At 40.0% G+C, this 18,980-nt stretch carries 19 protein-coding genes; 15 read left to right on the top strand and 4 right to left on the bottom strand.

The annotated features are described in order from the left end of the window. Window positions 1-55: 55 nt before the first annotated feature. The 6 genes from ACKWCF_RS13150 to polA all read left to right on the top strand — a co-directional run bounded on the left by ACKWCF_RS13150 (window position 56) and on the right by polA (window position 6,489). Window positions 56-991 carry a hypothetical protein gene (locus ACKWCF_RS13150; RefSeq protein ID WP_409478054.1) on the top strand — a complete coding sequence of 312 codons (936 nt, stop codon included), beginning with the start codon at window positions 56-58 and terminating at the stop codon, window positions 989-991. 32 nt (window positions 992-1,023) lie between these two features. Beyond that, on the top strand, window positions 1,024-2,292 hold the full coding sequence (gene eno, locus ACKWCF_RS13145) for a phosphopyruvate hydratase (protein ID WP_409478053.1): 1,269 nt from the start codon (window positions 1,024-1,026) through the stop codon (window positions 2,290-2,292). 15 nt (window positions 2,293-2,307) lie between these two features. Further along, window positions 2,308-3,150 carry a class I SAM-dependent methyltransferase gene (locus ACKWCF_RS13140; protein ID WP_409478052.1) on the top strand — a complete coding sequence of 281 codons (843 nt, stop codon included), beginning with the start codon at window positions 2,308-2,310 and terminating at the stop codon, window positions 3,148-3,150. Window positions 3,151-3,217: 67 nt separating this feature from the next. Next, entirely contained in the window at window positions 3,218-3,523 is a 306-nt protein-coding gene (locus ACKWCF_RS13135; protein ID WP_409478051.1) for a septum formation initiator family protein, read from the top strand. Between the two features lie 72 nt (window positions 3,524-3,595). Further along, on the top strand, window positions 3,596-3,823 hold the full coding sequence (locus tag ACKWCF_RS13130; protein WP_409478050.1) for a hypothetical protein: 228 nt from the start codon (window positions 3,596-3,598) through the stop codon (window positions 3,821-3,823). A 62-nt stretch (window positions 3,824-3,885) separates the two neighbouring features. Further along, the gene (gene polA, locus ACKWCF_RS13125; RefSeq protein WP_409478049.1) at window positions 3,886-6,489 is read left to right on the top strand and encodes a DNA polymerase I; all 2,604 of its coding nucleotides are present in this window, start codon (window positions 3,886-3,888) and stop codon (window positions 6,487-6,489) included. A 65-nt stretch (window positions 6,490-6,554) separates the two neighbouring features. On the opposite strand, the gene ACKWCF_RS13120 is transcribed toward polA, so the two are convergent. After that, window positions 6,555-7,226 carry a hypothetical protein gene (locus ACKWCF_RS13120; RefSeq protein ID WP_409478048.1) on the bottom strand — a complete coding sequence of 224 codons (672 nt, stop codon included), beginning with the start codon at window positions 7,224-7,226 and terminating at the stop codon, window positions 6,555-6,557. A gap of 111 nt (window positions 7,227-7,337) precedes the next feature. On the opposite strand from ACKWCF_RS13120, the gene ACKWCF_RS13115 reads away from it, so the two are divergent. Continuing rightward, window positions 7,338-8,138, top strand: coding sequence for a flagellar basal body-associated FliL family protein (locus ACKWCF_RS13115; RefSeq protein ID WP_409478047.1), 801 nt, complete (start codon window positions 7,338-7,340; stop codon window positions 8,136-8,138). A 14-nt stretch (window positions 8,139-8,152) separates the two neighbouring features. On the opposite strand, the gene ACKWCF_RS13110 is transcribed toward ACKWCF_RS13115, so the two are convergent. Further along, entirely contained in the window at window positions 8,153-9,427 is a 1,275-nt protein-coding gene (locus ACKWCF_RS13110; protein ID WP_409478046.1) for a sigma 54-interacting transcriptional regulator, read from the bottom strand. Window positions 9,428-9,611: 184 nt separating this feature from the next. Here ACKWCF_RS13110 and yihA point away from each other — a divergent pair, with 184 nt between their 5' ends. From yihA to ACKWCF_RS13090, 4 genes are read left to right on the top strand one after another with little or no spacing between them, the layout of a single operon-like run. Next, on the top strand, window positions 9,612-10,205 hold the full coding sequence (yihA, locus tag ACKWCF_RS13105) for a ribosome biogenesis GTP-binding protein YihA/YsxC (protein ID WP_409478045.1): 594 nt from the start codon (window positions 9,612-9,614) through the stop codon (window positions 10,203-10,205). Beyond that, complete coding sequence (gene kdsB / locus ACKWCF_RS13100; protein ID WP_409478044.1) at window positions 10,205-10,927, top strand: 3-deoxy-manno-octulosonate cytidylyltransferase; 723 nt, start codon at window positions 10,205-10,207, stop codon at window positions 10,925-10,927. The genes yihA and kdsB overlap by 1 nt, the downstream gene beginning before the upstream one ends. A gap of 12 nt (window positions 10,928-10,939) precedes the next feature. Then, window positions 10,940-12,571, top strand: a complete 1,632-nt coding sequence (locus ACKWCF_RS13095; RefSeq protein WP_409478043.1) for a CTP synthase — start codon at window positions 10,940-10,942, stop codon at window positions 12,569-12,571. 1 nt (window position 12,572) lies between these two features. Further along, window positions 12,573-13,550: an SIS domain-containing protein gene (locus ACKWCF_RS13090; RefSeq protein WP_409478042.1), complete on the top strand. Its 978-nt coding sequence runs from the start codon at window positions 12,573-12,575 to the stop codon at window positions 13,548-13,550. On the opposite strand, the gene ACKWCF_RS13085 is transcribed toward ACKWCF_RS13090, so the two are convergent. After that, window positions 13,530-14,204, bottom strand: coding sequence for a transposase (locus ACKWCF_RS13085; protein ID WP_409478041.1), 675 nt, complete (start codon window positions 14,202-14,204; stop codon window positions 13,530-13,532). The genes ACKWCF_RS13090 and ACKWCF_RS13085 overlap by 21 nt on opposite strands. 120 nt (window positions 14,205-14,324) lie before the next feature. After that, a complete protein-coding gene (locus tag ACKWCF_RS13080) occupies window positions 14,325-15,014 on the bottom strand; it encodes a hypothetical protein (RefSeq protein WP_409478040.1) in 690 nt (229 codons plus the stop codon). A 220-nt stretch (window positions 15,015-15,234) separates the two neighbouring features. On the opposite strand from ACKWCF_RS13080, the gene ACKWCF_RS13075 reads away from it, so the two are divergent. From ACKWCF_RS13075 to ACKWCF_RS13060, 4 genes are read left to right on the top strand one after another with little or no spacing between them, the layout of a single operon-like run. After that, complete coding sequence (locus tag ACKWCF_RS13075) at window positions 15,235-15,744, top strand: KdsC family phosphatase (RefSeq protein ID WP_409478039.1); 510 nt, start codon at window positions 15,235-15,237, stop codon at window positions 15,742-15,744. Between the two features lie 58 nt (window positions 15,745-15,802). Next, a complete protein-coding gene (locus tag ACKWCF_RS13070; protein ID WP_409478038.1) occupies window positions 15,803-16,543 on the top strand; it encodes an outer membrane beta-barrel domain-containing protein in 741 nt (246 codons plus the stop codon). Between the two features lie 10 nt (window positions 16,544-16,553). Continuing rightward, window positions 16,554-17,381: an outer membrane beta-barrel domain-containing protein gene (locus ACKWCF_RS13065; protein WP_409478037.1), complete on the top strand. Its 828-nt coding sequence runs from the start codon at window positions 16,554-16,556 to the stop codon at window positions 17,379-17,381. Beyond that, on the top strand, window positions 17,378-18,979 hold the full coding sequence (locus ACKWCF_RS13060) for a tetratricopeptide repeat protein (RefSeq protein WP_409478036.1): 1,602 nt from the start codon (window positions 17,378-17,380) through the stop codon (window positions 18,977-18,979). Before ACKWCF_RS13065 ends, ACKWCF_RS13060 begins: the two co-directional genes overlap by 4 nt. The last annotated feature ends 1 nt before the right edge of the window (window position 18,980 follow it).

Genomic DNA, 18,980 nt, shown 5'->3' with positions numbered 1-18,980 from the left:
CTAACTTTTCTCGGTGCATTTTAGCTGTAAAATTACGAATTCAATTTTGACTTATTTGGAAACCGAAAAGGTTGATCTGAATGCGTATTTTTCAGAGTCCGACATCCCGTGGGATTTTTTAAAAGATCCTTCAAACTGGATGTACGCTCCCGATATGGAAGCGTTCTTAGAACGTATCATCACGAAGCAAGAACAAATCGAACGTGCCGGCCACTTAACACCAAAACTGCGTGTGTGGGGTGTGCTTGATTCGGTTCTTCGCATGATGCCTCGTCCGCAAGAAATTTTTCATCAACCGGAAAAGTTCTTAGGTTATTTTATTTCTCCAGAACCACCGATTGAAAATGTAATTCGCACTGATGCGGGAATCAGTTTTGATATTCCACTTCCAGCAGAACAGTATCCACTTGTTACAACTTATCTAAAAGCCGCGTTCGAAGCGCTGCCAATTTATGTGGGATTAACTCCTGGGCAATGCCGTTGGACACAAGTGCATTTTGAACTTGATTGGCCAGGTTACCAAGACACGATCTTAGATGAGCAAGAGCATCACCAAGTTTCTCCGCAGCTTATGCAAGAGGTGATTAATCAGTTACAAATCAGCTCGCGTGATCTCGAAGAAAAAAATCGTGAACTGCAACGTCGTAACGAAGAGTTACAACGTTTAGCTGAACAAAAATGGACTTCAAAAGATAAGTTAGAAGCCGTTCAGCTTTCGCCAAATGATTTTGCGCAATTTGAATTTATCAGAAAGCCTACGCACCAGGTGGCGCAGAACTTAGCGCGTTTACACGATTATATGGTGCGTGCACACCAGTTAGTAACGTTATTAACTGCAGGACAAAAAGCAACGCCAGCTATGAAGGCGATGTTTCACAAAGTGGATTGGGATTTAGTCAAAAGCCAATACCCACAAATTATTTTTGAAAGTATCGAAATTTTAAAAAAAATGAACAAACCTGATGAAGAAACATCATTGGAAAAGGATTAAGTCGTGTCGCAGACACGCAAGAGGAACAAGCAATGTCAGAAATCGTAAGTGTTCAAGGTCGCGAAATTTTAGACAGCCGTGGTAACCCAACTATCGAAGTTGAAGTTAAAACAGCTTCAGGCAACATGGGCCGTGCCGCTGTTCCATCTGGAGCATCAACAGGCGCACATGAAGCTTACGAATTACGTGATGGCGATAAAAAACGTTTCTTAGGTAAAGGCGTTTTCAAAGCTGTTGATAACGTTCGCGAAAAAATCGCTCCTGAAATCGTTGGTCTTAACGTATTTGAACAAGTTTACGTTGATAAAATTTTACGTGATATCGATGGCACTGAAAATAAATCTAACTTAGGTGCAAACGCGATCTTAGGTGTTTCTTTAGCTGTGGCTCAAGCGGCTGCCAAAGATGCTGGTCTTCCACTTTACAGATACGTTGGTGGTTCACAAGCTTGCCGTTTGCCGGTTCCCTTAATGAACGTATTAAACGGTGGAGCGCATGCGAACAACGGTTTAGATATTCAAGAATTTATGATCGTTCCAACAGTAAACAATTCTTTCGCAGAAAGTTTACGCGCTGGCTCTGAAATTTTTCACACATTGAAAAAAATCTTAAATAAAAAAGGTTTATCAACAGCAGTTGGTGATGAAGGCGGTTTTGCTCCGGTTCTTAAATCAAACGAAGAAGCGCTTGAATTATTAATGATGGCGATCGGTGAAGCTGGCTATGAAGCTGGTCAAAACGTGTTCTTAGCATTAGACGTAGCAGCGACTGAATTATTCAAAGACGGTTCTTACACTTGGGAGAAAAACACAATCTCTGGTAAAGAATTAGAAAACGTGTACAAAAAATGGAGCGAAAAATATCCATTAGTTTCTATCGAAGATGGTTTCTCTGAAGATGACTGGGATTCATGGGTTTCTGCAACAGCAGCTATGGGTAACCACGTACAATTAGTAGGTGACGATTTATTCGTAACAAACCCAAAACGTTTACGTATGGGCTTAGAGAAAAAAGCCGCGAACGCTTTATTAGTTAAAGTAAACCAAATCGGCACATTAACTGAAACATTCGAAGCAGTTAACTTAGCTCAACGCCATAAAATGAAAACTGTGATGTCACACAGATCTGGTGAAACAGAAGATGTTACAATCGCAGATTTAGCGGTGGCTCTTAACTGCCATCAAATCAAAACAGGTTCATTATGCCGTGGTGAACGTACAGCGAAGTACAACCAATTACTAAGAATCGAAGAAGATCTTGGTGGTATGGGCGTTTACTGGGATAAAGCGGGCTTTCGCTAGTCGGACCTGAAACTGATGACACAGAAGTTAGATCTTGATTTAAAACCGGGTCAGTCGATTGAGCTTTTAAAAGAGCTTCATATCCTGACTCGCGACGGAAAGCTGAACCAGGATTCGCGTCGTAAGCTTAAACAAGTTTATCATCTGTATCATTTCATTGAGCCGTTATTAAAAGACCTTAAAGAAAATGCGCAACAAATTAATTTAGTCGATCACGGGGCGGGTAAGTCTTATTTAGGATTTATTATCTACGATTTATTCTTTAAATCGTTATCGATGCCGAATAAAGTTTTCGGTATCGAGTTCCGTGAAGAGCTAGTTAAAAAATCCAAAGAGCAAGCGGATAAATTAAATTTCCCGCACATGGATTTTCTTCATTTAACAGTGGCTGATTCAATCACAACTAAAAAGTTACCTGAATCGGTAGAAATCGTAACAGCGTTACACGCTTGCGACACGGCGACTGATGATGCAATTCATTTCGCTTTAGCAAAGAACGCCAAACACATCGTGCTTGTGCCGTGCTGCCAAGCTGAAGTAGCGACTCATTTACGTTCAAATAAAGCAAAACTTTTAGCAAATCCAATGTCAGAGTTATTTCGTCAACCGATTCACACGCGTGAATTTGGTTCGCATTTAACAAACGTACTTCGTGTGTTAGAGCTAACCGCTGCAGGTTATGATGTAACAGTGACTGAGCTTGTGGGTTTTGAACATTCGATGAAAAACGAATTGATCGTGGCTTCAAAACACAACAATCCAGATAAAAACCATCAAGTTCGTCAGGCGAAAGAGCGCCTAGCAGCGCTTCTGACAGAGTTTCGTTTAGATGATTTGAAGACGCGTTTCTCTCAATAGAAATTTCGTTTACAAAACTAGACTATCAGCCGTACCCAAAAATCGTAAAAAAATAGAAACTAGTTGCATGGATCAACTACGCAACATGGCCTTCGCAATTCAAAGATGGTTAAGCCAACCACAAAAAGTTTTTTTTACGTGTGTAATGGTATTAATCGCGACACTTTTTTTGAATGGAACGCTTTGGAAATTGTGGGGTTTGTACCGTGATCAAAGCACGATCGTAAGCCAATCCTTAGAAGCCAAAGCGCAGATGCGCGTGATCGATAAACAAATCAGCCAAGCTACTGACACAACGTTCATCGAACGCCAAGCCCGCGATAAAATGGATCTGGTGGGCGATCATGACCTTATTTTCGTATTCCCTGAGTAAAATTTAAGCTAAAAATATCGCCTAGCAGCAGGACTTGAAAGAAGTTAGAGTGAAAGCTCTAATATAGGTCCTATGAAATTAGAACACTTATCATTAGTTTTAGGCCTTACAAAATCTGAATTAAAACGTCGCATGGAATTAGGCCAAATTGATCCTCAAATTTTAAACAAACAGGTTAGCGAATACTCAGAAAATCTTAAATTAGATGCTTTATGCGATTCATGGACAGAACTAAAAAACCATGAACAATTTGATCGCGTTCACCGCAATCTTCAGTCTGTAGAACCCATCAAACAATAGGCTCACCGCTTTAAAAAAATAACTAAAATGACATAGCCACAGCTCAAGGTTAGATTTGTCGGATGAAGAAAATCTACCTTGTTGATGTGAGCTCTATGTTTTTTCGTGCGTTCTACGCCATCCGCCCTTTGTCTTCGACAAAAGGTGTTCCGGTCAACGCGGTTTACGGTTTTATTTCAATGATCGTAAAGTTGTTTAAAGAAAAAAATCCTGATCACATGGTGTTCTGCTACGACAGAAAAGAACCGTCATTTAGAAAAGATCTCTATACAGATTACAAAGCGAACCGCACTGAAATGCCTGACGATTTACAAGTGCAAATGCCTTACTTAAAACAAGTGGCTGATTTATTCGGTATCGCTGATATCGAAGTGGCCGGTTATGAAGCCGATGACTTAATCGGAACGATCGCCAAACAAGCTGCTGGCGAAGGTTACCAAGTTTATATCGTGAGTGGCGATAAAGATTTCAGCCAATTAGTAAACGAAAATATTTTTCTTTACGACACGATGAAAGAGTTTGTTTATACAATTGATGCCGTCAAAGAAAAACACGGTGTTTATCCAAATCAATTTATCGATTTCTTAGCGATTACAGGCGATACATCTGATCATGTGCCCGGAGTTGCGGGTATTGGCCCTAAAGGGGCACAAAAGCTGATCGAACAATTCGGAACACTGGAACAAATCTACGAAAACATCGATAAAGTAGCTCCAGCGGGAGTCAAAGAAAAATTAATTAAATCAAAAGACGATGCTTTAATTTCTAAAAAATTAGTGACGATTGTGACCGACGTTAAAACCGGAAAAACAATGGATGATTACATCGTTCGTGATTTTAAAACTGAAGAGCTGCGCGCGTTCTTACAGGATTTAAATTTTAAAACTTTCGAGAAAACTCTTCTGGGTGATGGCCAAACCAATATGAAAAAAGGTGATGGCCATAAGATCTCAGGAGCTGAACCGAAATTTGCAACTCCTGCAGCGCCAGGCCCAACAGTTTCTTCAAACAGCAGCGTAGCTGGTGAATTAAAAGCGCAAACTTGGGATGCAACAATTGTTCAACATCGTATTAAAAACGAAAAGTTTTTTACTTTTACAGCGAACGAACAAATCTGCATCTGCTTTAATAATTTTGATTATTTTATTGCTCCAGTGGCCGACGCCAAACTTGATTACAAAAATTTAACGTGGTCAGGTTTTGATATTAAAAAAGTATGGGCTGATCTTAACTTAACAGTTGAAGACGCTTTAACAGCACAGATCGACTGGGACATGATGCTTTTGGCGTACTGCTTAAAATCACAAGACATGCTTGATCCGGTTGAAGTGGTCAAAGATTTCTTAGATGTCGATTTAAAACCAGAAGCTAAGCAACCGGTAGATATCGTAAAACTGGTGGATGCTTTGGTGCAGCTATCAATCGTTGTGCAAAAAGAAATTCGCGAAAAAGATTTACTGACGATTTATGAAAAATTAGAGAAGCCGTTAATTCCGATTTTGTACGCCATGGAAAAAACGGGGATTAAATTAGACACAGCCGAACTAGCTGTTTTCTCTAAAGAATTAGCAGACGACTTAAGTAAACTAGAAACAGAAATTCACGGTATCGCGGGTGAAAAATTTAATATCGGTTCACCTAAACAGTTAGGTGTTATTTTATTCGAACGCTTAGGTTTAGAAGTGATTAAAAAAACTAAAACCGGTTATTCAACAGATAACGAAGTTTTAGAAAAACTAAATCATCCGATCGCCCAGTTATTAATGAGCTATCGCGAGTTATCGAAATTAAAATCAACGTATGTTGATGCCTTACCTGAAATGGTGGATGCGCACGCCAGACTTCACACGCATTTCAATCAGGCCTATACAGCGACAGGCCGTCTTTCAAGTGTTGACCCGAATTTACAAAATATTCCGATCAAAACTGAAAAAGGCCGTAAAGTGCGCCAAGCTTTTATTGCCGAAAAAGGTAAGAAATTATTATCGCTGGATTATTCACAAATCGAGTTACGTGTCTTAGCTCATATCTCTAACGACCCAGGCTTAATCAAAGCTTTCCAAGAAGATTTAGATATCCATGCGGCAACAGCGGCTGAAGTTTTTGGTGTGGCAGTGAACGCTGTTACAAAAGAGCACCGTCGTATCGCCAAGGCTGTGAACTTCGGTATCGCCTACGGCCAAGGGGCTTACGGCTTAGCCGAAACACTAGGTATTTCACGTACCGAATCAAAAGATATTATTGATCGTTATTTTAAAAAATTCAGCGGCATTAAAGATTATATCGAAAACACGATTGAAGAAGCCCATCAGAAAAAATACGTCGAAACGTTATTTGGCCGCCGCCGTTATTTAACTGAACTTGATTCAACAAATGCCATGGTTAAAAAATTCGGTGAACGTGCTGCGATCAATGCGCCTATTCAAGGTACAGCCAGTGATTTAATGAAGATGGCAATGATTGATGTGCAACGTGCGGTTGTGCAGGATAAAATCGAAGTTAATCTTTTATTGCAAGTGCACGATGAGTTGATCTTTGAAGGTCTTCCAGAAGTGTTAGAGATGAATGCAGCCCGCATTCGTGTGATCATGGAAAATGTAGCGAAATTCAAAGTGCCACTAAAAGTAAACTCATCGATCGGCGCAAACTGGGATCAAGCTCACTAATACTCTGACGGCAGGAAGCCGTCAGAAAGGCTGGCTAGGAAAGCCAACCAGCGCAGCGGTCGGTATTATTCCGTCTCCCAGCCAACTACGCGGCCGCCTTCGAAATAAACGTAACGGCGTTCACGTTTGTAACCGCTTGTTGTGGGAAGATCGCGAACATATTTCCAGCGTTCATTTTTGTAAATCGGATTACCGCTGTGTTCAACTTGCGTTGGTTCGCCCCAGCTTTTACGCACTAATTCTTGCGACATTCCTAAAGTGATATCTTGGGCTTCGGCCACCGCCATAAGATCTGGATTTGTTTTATCACGGTTCCAAAGTTTATTGCGATTTACCCAAGCTTGGCGACCTTCTAAAGAGGGAATCGATAAATAATCAATTTTTTCTTGGTCATTGGCAAAAAGTGGTAAAACTTTCGAATAATTCACACGCTCTTTCGGAGAATCCAAATTACGCTCAAGTTGACGAAGACGTCTGCGGTTCATCACTTCTTTTTGTTCAGTTTCAGTTAATGGTTTTTTAGGGTCTAAACCCAGTTCATAAGCATATTTTTCTAAGTCTTTATCAGATAATTTATCGGGATCTTTAGTTGGATCAGCTTTTTCTGTTTGGCGGCTTACGCGCTCTTTTTCAGTTTCAGCCAGTTCAGGACGCGAAGCCGTTCTTAACCAGCCAGCGCATGAAGAAAGTGATAGTAATCCAACGACAATACAGCCCAATAATAATGAGTTTTTCATACTCTATTATCTTAAAATATCTAGGGGCATCATGCCTTGGTTTTTCATTTTTCTGGACGAAGGTTAGAGGGTTGCTGGCTTTTGAAAAGATCCAAATGTAATCTATGAGACATGCTGGATATTTTTAAACTAAAATTTGAGAAACACCTCGAGGCCGAAGACGAACAAAAGTCAGCCGAAAATCTACAGTTTCTGGAAGAAGTTTTAAAAGAAGAAGACCCAGAGTTCATGAAAAACGTGGGCGATATCAGCATTGAGAATGCGGCTGTTGATGACTCGTTACCGGGATCTTCCACGGCCCAAGCGGCAACAGGTTTAAAAAAATTCTACGGCTCACTATTTAGTGCGAGACTCATGCAATCCCCATTCTTGGGATTGATTTTAAAACCCGTGATGGTTCATAAGTACCCGAAACAAGCGATCGGTTTTTGGCTGGTTTTTGCAGGGCTTGGTTTTGGTATTTTTAAATTATACAAAGCACACTTCTGGCATGGCGAAACAAAGCTATTTTTAACATCGTACGCAGATCTTGGTGTGCAGCCACATGATTACGACATGTTAGAGAAAGTAGAACCTTATTACGATAATGTTCGTTTTTCTAAAAACGTGATGTCGTTAGTTAAAATGACAGCGAATTTACGCCCTTCAGAAAGTTCTTCAAATAATCCCATGATTTCTTTTGAAATTGTGATTCACGGGGTTTCAAACGATCCCATTGTTGAAATTAAAGACCGCGAAGCTGAATTTCGTGATTTGATTTTACGTGTGACTGAAGATTTTTCTTACGACGCTCTTGAAACAGCTACTGGCAAACAAGAGTTAAGTGAAGCGATCTTAGCCAAAATCAATGCGAATTTAACCGACGGCCAAATCCGCAAAGTTTATTATAAGAATTTCGTCATCAAGCCGTAGGCTTGTTTTTGCGACTACGCCTTAAACTGTTTCACATCAATGCCGTAACTTTTAATACGATCATGTAATGTTGATTTCGGCATTCCCAAATCAAGTGCCGTTAATTTTTGATTACCGTGATTGGCAGCTAATCTTTTCATAATCATTTGTTTTTCGATCTCGCGAATGACCGATAATGACTGCGTACCGACTGATTGCGGAATAACATATCTGCCATCGGTTACACCTGGGTTGACAGTTGTCACAGATGACAAACGATCACGTTTATTTAATAAAATATCGATATGTTCTTCGGTGATATAAGCTTTCGGATATAAGGCCGAAGCACGCGCCACTAAGTTTTTTAATTCACGAATATTACCTGGCCAATCATGTTTGCGTAAGCGCGCGATAGCATTGTAAGAAAAACGAACCTTCATTTGCCGTGCGAATGAAAAAAGTAATTCGTCAAAGTCTTCAATGCGATCTTTTAAACGCGGAACTGTGACAGTAATGACATTTAAACGATAGTATAAATCTGAACGAAATGTGCCTTCTTCGATTTTTTGAATAATATTTTGGTGAGTGGCTGCAATGATACGTACATCGGTTTTAATCGTACGGTCAGAACCCACCGGGCGAATCTCGGCGTTTTCAATCGCACGTAAAAGTTTAGCTTGTAGGCCGTAAGATAAGTCACCGATTTCGTCTAAGAATAAAGTGCCACCACGAGCGGCTTCAAAAGCTCCTTTACGATCTGCAATAGCGCCGGTGAAACTTCCGCGCACGTGACCGAATAATTCACTTTCAATTAATGTTTCAGTTAAGGCTGAACAGTTCACACTTAAAAAAGGCGCTTTCTGTCTTAAAGAAGCTTCATGTAAATTTTTAGCCAACACATCTTTGCCAGTTCCCGATGGGCCTAATAATAAAACGGGGTGGTTGGTTTCAGCCACAGATCCTAAAGTTTGTAATTGTTGGTTCCAGAATTCTGATTTTGAATTTAATGGAAATTGGTTTTTTGCTTTCTCAAGATCATGAACAACGAAGTCGGCATAACCTGCAGAAATAAGGTCTCCGTCAGATAAAATACTTTCTAAAATTTGAGCGCTATTAACGAAAGTGCCTTCAGTCGACATCAAATCGCGCACGACAAGTTTTTCGTTTTTCACTTCGATGCGAAAATGACGGCCGGAAACGCCGGGCATTTGAACACGAATCGGGCAGCTATCATCGCTTCCAATGGTTGTATAGTTTTCGATTTCCCAGCGTTGATTTGAGCCATCTTGTAGTTCTAATGCATATTTCATAATTTCCCTCTTAAACACGGTTTAATTAACGTGTGAATGGCTTAATTCAAAGGCTGCGCCAAGAGGTCAATCAGCTAAAAATGCCTTAAATTTGAGTAGAGCTTTTAGGCATTCCAGTTTTTTAAAAATCTGGTCAAAAAAATCTAAGATTTGAGAAATTAAATATTTAGACATAATATAGATCATGCCTGTTCAGAAAAAGAAAAAGCACAAAGTCACTTATATCAAGAGTGCCTTCTTGCCCCCTGATTATCCCGTACATAAGAAGAAAGAAGTCGCCTTCGTTGGAAGATCCAACGCTGGAAAATCTTCATTAATTAATGCTTTGGCCGGCAGTGATGTGGCTAAGGTCAGTAATACGCCTGGCAAAACTCGCTTGATCAATTTTTTCAATTTTGGCGATAGTTACGTTTTAGTGGATATGCCAGGATACGGTTTCGCAGCCCGCAGTGGTGATGAAATTCGTGAATGGACACAGGCGATTGAAGGTTACATCGATCAACGTGATGAATTAGTGGGTTTAGTTTTAGTGATGGATGTTCGCCGTGACTGGGAAGAAGAAGAAAAAATGCTTATGCGTTTTGCCAATAAGGTTGGTCTTCCGGTTGTTGTGGCGATGACAAAAATCGATCGTTTAAATCAAAAAGAATTAAAAGAGCGTTTAGCGGCCATCAAACAGCACGCGCACACGGATAAACTATTTCCAGTCTCTAGTACCAAAGAACAAGGTTACGACGTGATGGAAGATTACATTTATAAGGAATGGATTAAAGGCTAATGAAAATTATTGCAGTCATACCGGCGCGCTATGGTTCAACGCGATTTCCGGGTAAGCCCCTGGTTCAACTAAAAGATAAGCCACTTATTCAATGGGTTATCGAGGGAGCAAAGTCTGCAAAATTAGTCTCAGATATTTATGTCGCCACCGACGACCAAAGAATTGCAGACGCTGTAACAGCAGCCGGTGGAAAATTTCTTATGACCCGATCAGAATGCCCGACGGGAACTGATCGCATTTACGAAGCTACTCAAAAATTAGATTTCGATGTGGTGTTAAACATCCAAGGTGATGAACCACAAATTACCGCTGAATATATTGATCTTTTGGCTAAGGCTTTTATTGACCAGCCGTCATTAGATATGGCGACATTGGCTCATCCGATCGCTTTAGAAGATATTGAAAATCTAAATGCGGTTAAGGTGATTAAGAATGCGAATCACGAAGCGATTTATTTTTCACGCTTTGCGATTCCTTATTCACGAGAGAAAGTAGCTGGCACTCCGGTGTGTGAAAAACATATTGGTTTGTATGGTTATTCAAAAAACTTTTTAAATAAATTTTGTACTTCTGAACAATCGGCTATTGAAAAGGCTGAAAGTTTAGAACAGCTTCGCGCCTTGCATTTGGGAGCGAAGATTAAAGTGCTATCAGTGAAAAAGCCAATCCAAGGAGTGGATACACCAGAAGATTTGGCCAAGCTAGAGAAAATGCTGTCGTAAGGGGATACGTATATGAAAATGACAAAAGCAAAAAAACGAAACCAAAAATTTATCTTTGTAACCGGTGGGGTTGTTTCTTCGATCGGTAAAGGTTTAACAGCAGCCAGTCTTGGCTCATTATTAGAGTCACGCGGTTTTAAAGTAACGATCATGAAATTTGATCCGTACTTAAACGTCGATCCAGGTACAATGTCTCCATTACAACACGGTGAAGTGTTTGTAACAGATGATGGAGCTGAGACTGATTTAGATTTAGGTCACTACGAGCGTTTTACAAATGTGACTTTACAACGTGCTAACTCAGTGAGTGCCGGTCAGATTTATGATTCGGTGATTACGCGTGAACGTAAAGGTGATTACTTAGGTGGAACTGTTCAGGTTATTCCGCACATCACTGATGAAATTAAATCTCGTGCTTACGAAGCGGCTCAAGGCAGTGAAATTGCGATTGTTGAAATCGGTGGAACTGTGGGCGATATCGAAGCGCAGCCTTTCTTTGAAGCTATTCGTCAGTTACGTTTAGATTTAGGCGAAGCCAATACAGCATTAATTCACGTAACGTATGTTCCGTATATTGCCGTTGCTGGTGAATTAAAATCAAAACCTACGCAGCACTCGGTGAAAGAATTACGTCAAATCGGTTTACAACCGGATTTCTTAGTTTGCCGTAGTGAAAAAGAAATTGATGAAAACTTAAAGGCTAAAATTGGTTTATTCTGCTCGATCAATAAAGATCATGTGATTTCAGCACAGGATTCTAAATCGATCTTTGAAGTTCCAATTAAACTGTACTCTGAAAAATTAGATGAATTAGTTTGTGCTAAATTAGCCTTAAAGAAAACTAAAGCTGATGTCACTGGTTGGCAGAAAATCGTTAAGATTCAAAATAACCCTAAAGCGACTGTTAAAATTGCAGTTGTGGGTAAGTATGTGGATCTTAAAGAATCGTACAAATCATTACATGAATCATTAATCCACGGTGGTTTAGCTAATCAAGTGAAACTAGATATTAAGTACGTTGATTCAGAGAAGTTAACTGCTAAAAATGTTAAATCAGAATTAGGCGATGTATCTGGAATTTTAGTTCCTGGTGGATTTGGTACTCGTGGTGTTGAAGGTAAAATCACAGCGATTCAATATGCCCGTGAAAAGAAAGTTCCTTTCTTCGGTATTTGTTTCGGTATGCAATTAGCGGCGATTGAATTCGCTCGTAACGTTTGTGGTTTACATGATGCCACTTCGCGCGAGTTTATCGGCGAAGGGGCTCGTGGTGGTAACGTGATCATCGATTCTATGGTTGAACAGCGTGGCATTAAAGATTTAGGCGGCACAATGCGCTTAGGATCTTTTGCTTGTAAGTTATTTCCTAAGTCATTAGCGAACCGTGTGTACAAGAAAAATGTTGTTCAAGAACGTCACCGTCACCGTTTTGAATTTAATAATAAATACTTAGATTTATTTTACAAAAATGGTTTACGTGCGACGGGAATTAATCCAGACCGTAATTTAATTGAAATTATCGAAAATGCGAATCACCCATGGTTTATCGGTGTGCAATTCCATCCGGAATTTAAATCTAAGCCATTAGATCCACATCCATTATTTGCCGCTTTCGTTAAAGCGAGCAGTGGAAAGCGCAGATAATATGTCTAAAATTACTGAACGTGGCCAAAATGTTTTAAAGCTAGAGGCCGAAAGCATTTTAAATTTAGTTCCTAAAATTAACGGCGATTTTGAAAAAGCTGTTGAAATGATTTTAGCCTGCAAAGGTAAAGTTGTTGTGACAGGTATTGGTAAATCAGGCCAAATCGCCCGTAAGATTGCTTCAACGTTTTCGAGCACTGGAACTCCGGCGTTATACTTACACCCAGCTGAATCAAGCCACGGTGATTTAGGCGTGATTGGTGATCAAGATCTTGTGATCGCGTTATCATACGGCGGTGAAACTGTTGAATTAAATCATGTTCTTAATTTTATTTCTCGTCGTGATATCAAAATGATCGCCATGACCGGAAAACCAGAAAGTTCATTAGCACAAGCGGCAACAGTAATGATCAGTGTCGCTGTTGAACGTGAAGCGTGTCCGTTAAACTTAGCTCCGACATCTTCATCGACAGCGATGCTGGCAATGGGTGATGCTTTAGCTATGGCGGTGTTAGAAATGCGTGGTTTTAAATCTGAAAACTTCGCTGAATTTCATCCGGCGGGCTCTTTGGGGGCAAAGCTTTTAAAAGTAAAAGACGTGATGAAAACAGGGGCGGCGTTACCGTTTGTTACTCCTGATACAACGATGAAAGAAATCTTAACGAAGATGACTCATCAAAGTGTTCGCGGAGCAGCGGGGGTGATTGATACTGATCAAAACTTAGTCGGCATTATCACAGATGGTGATATCCGTCGTTTCTTAGAAAAAAATCAAAATCCATTTCAAGCTTTGGCTAAAGACGTGATGTCGCACAATCCGAAAACGATTGATGCTTCAGAACTAGCTGAAAAAGCCTTGTTTTTAATGGAACAATTCAGAATCCAAATGTTAGTGGTGTTAGATAAAACTTCGACAAAACCACTGCAACCAGTAGGCATGTTAATCTACCCAGATCTATTAGCAGCCAAAGTTAGGTAGGCCTGGGGTAACAGTTCCCTTTTTGATACGCGGCACATCTAAAAGGTTGCCGCGCCCACTGCCGCTACGAGGAGGTTTGAATTCTCGACGGCGAAGGGCTAGCCGAATATTTTCTTCTGCTTCTTTTTCATAGTTTTCATCAAGCCATTCTAAATCTAGCTGTACCGGAACTTCTCGATTGTTAAAGTGATCGGTTAGCTTCCAAAAATCTTTTTGTATGGGCGAGTTTAAAGATGAGAATTTATAGTTAGTTACACTTGCGCACATGCCTGCACGTACCGGATTTCTAAATATATATTTCATGGCATTCCAGTAATAATTTTCGGAAGCGACAACGGTCCATTTGTAACGACCTCCAAAGAAGTGATTGATACGTTTGCTTTCTTTGTTGGCTTTGCGAGCTACTTCTCGATGAAGATATTTCATTGCCTCTCCAATATTGCCATTGGGAGTGCTGATTAAAAGATGATAATGGTTGGACATTAAAACGAATGCATGTATTTCGCATTGGAATTGCACTTTTAATTGTTCTAAACACGCGATAAAAATTGGCCAGAGATCTTCTGATTTTATATAAAAGAACTCCTGATTGTTTGATCTATTTGTAATGTGATAAGGAAATTCTAAAGTATAGATTAATTTCTTTCTGGGCATGAAAGTTAAGAAAGCAGTTGGCCTGCCATCGTAATGTTTGCAAAAAAGGCAAAAAAATCCGACTTACGAATAAGTCGGATGTAAATGACAAGATGCAGATCAGAAAGGGAACTGTTACCCTTAGAAGTAAGTTGAGATACCAACGACGGCTTTAACACCTGTTGTTGTTACGCTGTTGCCACCACCGCTGGCTTTTTCCCAAGCGAAAACTACACCGCCGCGGATACAGTGATCATCACTGATTCCGTACCACTTCGCAAAAGGGCCTACGTTCATTTCCATAGAGTTTGAAGATGATTTAATTCCTAACGTTTCTGAAGAGATGCTGTTGTATGTGAAATCTGCATCACCAGAAAAAATAAGATCAGTACCAATGATATTCGGCTGAAAGTTATATGTTCCGAAGCCACCAATTCCGAACGTTGTATCAGTGCTTGTTGAGCCTGTTTTTGTGTATCTTAAAGACACTATGGGACCGTATTCATATTGCTTTTTGTTCCAACCAAAGCTGGCTGTAGTATCAATTAAGATATTGCTTTGAGCGCCCGCAGTATCCGCTTTAGTATTCGATAAGACGAGGCTTAAACCCACTAAGTAATTGCGTGAACCTTTGCCTGCAGCTACCGGATCAAGTGAAACTTCGCCATCAACTTTTCCGACAGCGTAGCTTTCGCCTACTTTTAATTTTTCGCCGGTTTGTACTTCGACAATCGCGCGATTTCCTTTTACTTGAATAACGTTAAGTTGTTGGGCTTCAACGAAAGAAGCACATAGAAACATAATTGTTGTGATTACTGAAATATTTTTCACGACATTCTCCTGATTTTTTCATTGTGCAAGACACCCGATTTATTGGGAATTAAAAAAATAACCGCAGACAATCGTCTAGTTAGCTCAACAAACATTGTTACATAAGTCTTGTTCGCAGGACTAAGGTCGCCTCTCTCGAATGGCGGCAGTTGCCCGTGACGCTTTTATTTTTAACAATTAAAGAGTGGGAATAGATGTACAAAAATTAAAGAATATTAAGATGTTAGTTTTAGACGTTGACGGGATTTTGACCGACTGCCGTTTATGGATGGATTCCAACGGGCAGTGGAAAAGAATTTATTCCGTACGTGATGGTGTTGGTATTAAAGCCTTATTAGAAAACGGCTACAAGGTGGCTATCATTACTGGTGCTACAGCTGAAGACGTTCGTTCCCGCGCTAAGATGTTAGGGATTTCATACTTTTACGAAGGTGCTTTAAATAAAACACCGCCGTTTGAAGATCTGCAAAAACAATCAGGAATTTTACCTTCTGAGATGGCTTACATGGGAGATGATTACTTCGATGTGCCGTTATTGAAAGCCGTTGGTTTTGCAGCCACAGTTCCAGATGCGATGGAAGAAGTTTTAGAAACAGTTCAGTACGTGACTAAGCGTCCTGCGGGTAACGGTGCTGTTCGTGAAGTAGCAGATTTTATTTTAAATTACGGTTTTTACTCGAAAGAAAGTCGTGTTGATTTTACAAAAAGTCGTGCTGGGGGCACGCAATAACCAGTCATGCAGAATGCATGCGGAGAAGTCGTGTCGTAAGGCGCGCGGAGAAATGGCAATGAAGCAAATAGTAAACATGATGTTTGTTCTATTATTCACAAACCTGGCGATGGCTGCTGATCCGGTAGAAGTACCTATGGATGAGTTAGCGCAAGAGTCGGTTTATCCGGTATTTGATCACCCACAAAGTGTTAAAAACCGTAACGTAGCCACAAAAGGCCGTTTAGATGTGGGGCTTTTCGGTGGTTACGCTCTAACAGAACCTATTTATGATACCGCAAAATTCGGTGTTGCAGCGAACTACCACTTTTCTGAATTACATTCGTTAGGTGCTTTATTCAGCCAAAACAGCACGGGTCTTTCTAAAGACGGGCAAGGATTAAAAGACAATAATGGTCTTGATTTTAATCGTGCGCCGAAACCAAAAAATACTATGATGTTAGATTACAACTGGAAGCCGTATTACGGAAAATTATCGTTATCTAAATTAGCGGTGATTAACACGACAATCTACGGTTCAGCCGCTGCTGGTATGGTGGCCTACGAACATAAATCATTTCCAGCGATTGCTTTAGGTATCGGTGAAAGATTTTACTTCAATAAATCTTTATCGTTAAAAGCTGATTTACGTTTATTTGTGCACCAAGCGCCAATCCCATTTTTTAAAGCTAAAAATGGCACAGGCATGACAGATGGTTCAAACGGCACAACAGGAACAACGGCTCCAGCGTTTGAACAATTCGAAGAACGCATTACTTACACGACGAACTTAGAAGTCGGTTTAAATTATTTATTCTAGAGGTGATCAGGTGAAATTAAATTCTTATTTACATTTAATTTTAGTAGCATTGTTGGCGGCACCTCTTTCGGCGCAAGCACAACAATCATTAGATGACGACGATATCGTAAGTGTTGAAGGCATGTATTCAACACCTCCGGCTAAAGAAACAAAGCAGGAAAACGAAGCTCTGCCATCACAATTAAAACAAACTAACCAGCAACAGACTGAAGTGAAAGATTTAAAAGATCTTAATCGTTTAGCTCCGTTTAGCGAAGTTTCAGTGATTCAAAAGAAGTTCATGCCGAAAACTCAGCGTTTTCAGTTGTTCGCAGCTGGTACGGTGATGACGAACACACCTTGGTATAACAACGTAGGTGCTAAACTTAATCTTTCGTACAACTTCACTGAATCTTTCGGTTTAGAGATCAACTCGATGTTTTTAACAAACGCTGAACGTGAATCGACAAAAGAAATTAAAGAAGCTCACAATTTATTAGCCGAACAGTTCATTTACACAAAAAGCTATGTGGGTCTTGATTTAGTTTGGAGTCCGATCTACGGAAAAGTTTCTTCTCTAGATGATACGATTGTTCCTTTTGATATGTACTTCTCTTTAGGTGGCGGTACATCTTCTACAAACTCACAAGAGGGTAGCAATGCTACAATCCACGTGGGCTTAGGACAAATTTTTGCGATTTCGAAATCAATGGCGTTTCGTTGGGATTATAGCTTTAACACTTTCTCGGCAACTCCAGTTGCAACTGCAACTTCAGGCAGCCCAGAAAAAAGCAATTACAATGACTTAGTCTTATCTGCGGGAATCAGTTTCTTCTTTCCGGAGGCTTCATACAGATGATTACTTTAAAAACAATCTCATTATTTTTAGCTCTAGCGATGGCTTTTTCTTCAGTAAATGTAGCTGAAGCCCAAACTAAGAAAAAAGCGATTCCGAAATCTTTTCAGCGTAAACCAGCGCCCAAAGTTTATTCGGATTCAAAAAATAACAATGCCAGAAATCAAATTCAATCAGCAATTACCCAGTTTAAAAACGGGAATTACCAGTCAGCGGCTAACACATTATACGCCTTAACAAAGCGTAATGATTTATTAGCAGAACGCCCGCAATTACGTCTGTATTTAGGCGAAGCGCTCATGGAGATGAATTTAAATCAAACGGCAGCTTTCCAGTTCGTTGATTTAATTAAATCAGGTGACGGCCGTTTTACCCGCCAAGCGATTGAAAAGTTATTAATCGTAACTGATAGATTAGGTGATGAAACATTATTAAACTACGCGATTCAAAGAATTGACGTATCAAGTGTTCCGAACCAACATCGTGAAATGCTTCATTACCGTCTAGGCGAAATCAAATCAGCTAACGGTGAATTTTCAGCAGCGGCACAGTCTTTCGCTAAAGTAGGCCCGCAAAGCCGTTATTACTTTAATGCTTTATATGAATTAGGCTTAGCGCAAGCAGAAGCTAAACAACCTGAATTAGCAATCGGTACTTTCAAAAAACTTTTAAGTGTACGTGATAACGCCAAGGTGACAGATACAAATAAAGTGGCAGCCATGATGGGTATTGCGCGTTCGCTGTATCAAAGAAAAGACTTTGAAGGTGCGATTGATATGTATTCAAAAATCCCTCGTGACCACGTGATGTGGCATGATGCGATGTTTGAAAAAAGTTGGGCGATGTTACGTGCTGCCCGCTTCCGTTCGGCCTTATCAAACTTTCAATCGCTTCACTCAAGCTATTATGAAGACTTCTTTATTCCAGAATCATTACTTTTAAGATCTATCGTTTACTTATATATCTGTAAGTATGACGAGATCGAAAAAGTATTAAGCCTATACGAAAAACAATATGGCCCGGTTCAATCAAGTATTGAAAATTTCTTAAGATCTAATCCAGCTTCGGTAAGTTATTACTCAGAAGTTGAAAAAGCTTACATCATGAGAAAAGAAGAAGACGTTGTTAAGAAAACGACTCTTCCTTTAAAAGTAGTTAACAAAATCTCTCAAGAGGGTAACGTTCGCCGTTCTTTAGCTTACATTAAAAAGGTGGTTGAAGAGAGAAGATTAATCGAAGAAAATCCGGCACTTCGTAGCTCAGCGGTGGGCCAATACGCTCTTAAAATCTTAAATAACCGTATCAAGGGTGCAAAAGATTTAACGGGTGATATGGTTAAAGCTCACTTAGAAAACATGAACACTGAGCTTAAAGACTTACAAGAACAAGCAAGTTTAATCAGATACGAAATGATCAACGGTAAAAAAGAAACGATCAAAAAACGTATCGCTGGTAAAGATTTAACAGATCTTCAGGTAGACGATAAACAAGACCGTTCTTTCTACGTACAAAATGGTTACGAATACTATCCGTTCCAAGGTGAATACTGGTTAGATGAAGTTGGTAACTATCACTATCTTGGAAAGCAAAGCTGCGAGTAAT

The sequence above is a fragment of the Pseudobdellovibrio sp. HCB154 genome (genome assembly GCF_046267985.1).
GTDB lineage: Bacteria > Bdellovibrionota > Bdellovibrionia > Bdellovibrionales > Bdellovibrionaceae > Pseudobdellovibrio.
The sequence above is the reverse complement of the archived record's forward strand: the minus strand, read 5'-3'. Positions and strand labels throughout refer to the sequence as shown.

Excerpts from the sequence above, each read along its gene's own strand:
- ACKWCF_RS13070 (WP_409478038.1), top strand. The coding sequence starts at position 15,803 with ATGAAGCAAATAGTAAACATGATGTTTGTTCTATTATTCACAAACCTG.
- kdsB (WP_409478044.1), top strand. The coding sequence starts at position 10,205 with ATGAAAATTATTGCAGTCATACCGGCGCGCTATGGTTCAACGCGATTT.
- ACKWCF_RS13095 (WP_409478043.1), top strand. The coding sequence starts at position 10,940 with ATGAAAATGACAAAAGCAAAAAAACGAAACCAAAAATTTATCTTTGTA.
- yihA (WP_409478045.1), top strand. The coding sequence starts at position 9,612 with ATGCCTGTTCAGAAAAAGAAAAAGCACAAAGTCACTTATATCAAGAGT.
- ACKWCF_RS13060 (WP_409478036.1), top strand. The coding sequence starts at position 17,378 with ATGATTACTTTAAAAACAATCTCATTATTTTTAGCTCTAGCGATGGCT.
- ACKWCF_RS13120 (WP_409478048.1), bottom strand. The coding sequence starts at position 7,226 with ATGAAAAACTCATTATTATTGGGCTGTATTGTCGTTGGATTACTATCA.
- polA (WP_409478049.1), top strand. The coding sequence starts at position 3,886 with ATGAAGAAAATCTACCTTGTTGATGTGAGCTCTATGTTTTTTCGTGCG.
- ACKWCF_RS13135 (WP_409478051.1), top strand. The coding sequence starts at position 3,218 with ATGGATCAACTACGCAACATGGCCTTCGCAATTCAAAGATGGTTAAGC.
- eno (WP_409478053.1), top strand. The coding sequence starts at position 1,024 with ATGTCAGAAATCGTAAGTGTTCAAGGTCGCGAAATTTTAGACAGCCGT.
- ACKWCF_RS13090 (WP_409478042.1), top strand. The coding sequence starts at position 12,573 with ATGTCTAAAATTACTGAACGTGGCCAAAATGTTTTAAAGCTAGAGGCC.
- ACKWCF_RS13130 (WP_409478050.1), top strand. The coding sequence starts at position 3,596 with ATGAAATTAGAACACTTATCATTAGTTTTAGGCCTTACAAAATCTGAA.
- ACKWCF_RS13110 (WP_409478046.1), bottom strand. The coding sequence starts at position 9,427 with ATGAAATATGCATTAGAACTACAAGATGGCTCAAATCAACGCTGGGAA.
- ACKWCF_RS13140 (WP_409478052.1), top strand. The coding sequence starts at position 2,308 with ATGACACAGAAGTTAGATCTTGATTTAAAACCGGGTCAGTCGATTGAG.
- ACKWCF_RS13075 (WP_409478039.1), top strand. The coding sequence starts at position 15,235 with ATGTTAGTTTTAGACGTTGACGGGATTTTGACCGACTGCCGTTTATGG.
- ACKWCF_RS13115 (WP_409478047.1), top strand. The coding sequence starts at position 7,338 with ATGCTGGATATTTTTAAACTAAAATTTGAGAAACACCTCGAGGCCGAA.
- ACKWCF_RS13085 (WP_409478041.1), bottom strand. The coding sequence starts at position 14,204 with ATGCCCAGAAAGAAATTAATCTATACTTTAGAATTTCCTTATCACATT.